This is a genomic window from Falsiroseomonas oryzae (genome assembly GCF_027856955.1).
Taxonomy (GTDB): Bacteria; Pseudomonadota; Alphaproteobacteria; order Acetobacterales; family Acetobacteraceae; genus Falsiroseomonas; species Falsiroseomonas oryzae.
This window is the reverse complement of sequence record NZ_JAPSMD010000702.1, coordinates 1-1,872: the sequence shown is the minus strand read 5'-3', so window position 1 is coordinate 1,872 and position 1,872 is coordinate 1. Positions and strand designations below refer to the sequence as shown.

Sequence of the window (1,872 nt, the reverse complement as noted above, 5' to 3'; positions counted from 1 at the left end):
GCTGGAGGCGTTGCGCGCCCGCCGCGCCGAGATCGACGCGCGCGAGCAGGCCGCCGCGCAGCGCGAGATGCTGCTGGCCGCCGCCGAGCGCCGCCTGATGGCGCGAGTCGAGGAGCTGACCGCGCTGCAGGGCCGGCTGGAGGCGCTGGAACGCGACCGCGCGGCGCGCGAGGAAGCCGGCCTGCGCGGCCTGGTGCGCCTTTACGAAGGCATGCGCCCGCGCGACGCGGCGGTGATCTTCGACGAGCTGGAGATGCCGGTGCTGCTCTCCATCGTCGATCGCATGCGGGAGGCGAAGGCGGCGCCGGTGATGGGCGCGATGCGCCCGGACCGCGCCCGCGCGCTGACCGCGGAGCTCGCCCGGCTGCGCGCCGAGCGGATCGAGCAGTCGGCGGCCGCGCGGTGACAGCGACGCCCCCGTCGTGCCGCGCATTGGCGATCCGTTCATGCAACGGCGCTAAGCGGACAAGCCTGTCGGTGCCAGGACGGCGCCTGGCCTTCGGAACCGGGTAGCGAGACGCATGGACAAGAACACGCCCGTCCTGATCGTGGACGACTACAAGACGATGCTGCGCATCATCCGCAACCTCCTCAAGCAGCTGGACATCGAGAATGTGGAGGAGGCGACGGACGGCCAGGAGGCGCTGCACAAGCTGCGCAACGGCAATTTCGGCCTGGTGATCAGCGACTGGAACATGGCGCCGATGACCGGCCTCGACCTGCTGAAGGAGGTGCGGGCCGACGCCAAGCTGAAGAACACGCCCTTCATCATGATCACCGCCGAGAGCAAGACGGAGAACGTCGTCGCCGCCAAGCAGGCCGGCGTCTCCAACTACATCGTCAAGCCCTTCAACGCGGAGACGCTGCGCGAGAAGATCGCGAAGGTGATGGTGCATGCCTGACGGCCCGGCCATGCAGGGGACCTCCGCCGCGCCTGCCCCCGACCAGGCCCGGATCGAGGCGGCCGTCCGCGCCGTGCTGGGCAGCATGGCCGGCGACCTGACCGCGAAGGAGGCGGTCCTGCTGGCGGAGCTCGAGGCGCTCGGCCGCACCATCGCCCGCGCCAAGCAGGAGATCGCCCGGCTCAAGGTGGACGACATCACCGACAGCCACATCCCGAGCGCGACCGACGAACTGGACGCCATCGTGGACCACACCGCGCAGGCCACCAACGAGATCCTGGATTGCTGCGAGGTTCTGGAACGCGTGGCCGGCAGCGTGCCGGAGGCCGAGGCGCAGGCGCTGCAGGGCGCGATCACCCGCATCTACGAGGCCTGCAGCTTCCAGGACATCACCGGCCAGCGCATCGGCAAGGTGGTGGCCGCGTTGAAGGCGATCGAGGCGCGCGTCGCCGCTGTGGCCGGCCGCTACGTGGAAGGCCGTGACGCGGTGCCGGAGCCCGAGGCGACCGAAGGGCGCCGCCTGGCGGAAGGGCCGCAACTGCCCGGCGCCGGCGTCAGCCAGGCCGACATCGACCGCCTGCTGGCGGAGTTCTGAGGGCCATGCGCCGGGCCGCCCTGCTGCTGCTCGTGCTGCTGGCGGCGCCGCTGCCGGCGGCCGCGCAGACCCGCGTGCCGGTGCGCGTGGGCGACCATCCCACGCATGGGCGCATCGTCTTCGACTGGCCGTCCCAGACCGCCTACCGCTTGGAGGAAGCCGAGGGCCGCGCGGTGCTGCGCTTCGCCGCCCCCGCCGCCTTCGACCTTTCGGCGGCGCGCCGCCCGCCGCGCAACGTGCGCGACATCGTGCCGGAGGGGGAGGTGGTCGCGATTGGCCTCGCGCCGGGCGCGCGGCTGCGCCATTTCCGACTCGGCAACCGCGTGGTCGTGGACGTGCTGGACGGCGCCGCCCCGGGGTCCGCGGCGCCGCCGA

The 1,872-nt window shown here is 72.4% G+C and carries 4 protein-coding genes; all 4 read left to right on the top strand.

Features of this window, described 5'->3' with window-relative positions; genetic code table 11:
- Positions 1-406 (top strand): MotE family protein (locus tag OZN99_RS30800; protein WP_408611988.1); only part of this gene is annotated, 406 nt, incomplete at its 5' end.
- A 115-nt stretch (positions 407-521) separates the two neighbouring features.
- Positions 522-902 (top strand): response regulator, encoded by a 381-nt coding sequence (locus OZN99_RS30795; RefSeq protein ID WP_270939016.1) that lies wholly within the window; start codon positions 522-524, stop codon positions 900-902.
- Positions 895-1,497, top strand: a complete 603-nt coding sequence (locus OZN99_RS30790; protein WP_270939015.1) for a protein phosphatase CheZ — start codon at positions 895-897, stop codon at positions 1,495-1,497. The genes OZN99_RS30795 and OZN99_RS30790 overlap by 8 nt, the downstream gene beginning before the upstream one ends.
- 5 nt (positions 1,498-1,502) lie before the next feature.
- Positions 1,503-1,872: hypothetical protein (locus OZN99_RS30785; protein WP_270939014.1), on the top strand; the 370-nt coding region annotated here is incomplete at its 3' end.

What these genes read in the sequence shown, in the direction of transcription:
- OZN99_RS30795 (WP_270939016.1), top strand. Translation starts at nt 522, where the DNA reads ATGGACAAGAACACGCCCGTCCTGATCGTGGACGACTACAAGACGATG.
- OZN99_RS30790 (WP_270939015.1), top strand. Translation starts at nt 895, where the DNA reads ATGCCTGACGGCCCGGCCATGCAGGGGACCTCCGCCGCGCCTGCCCCC.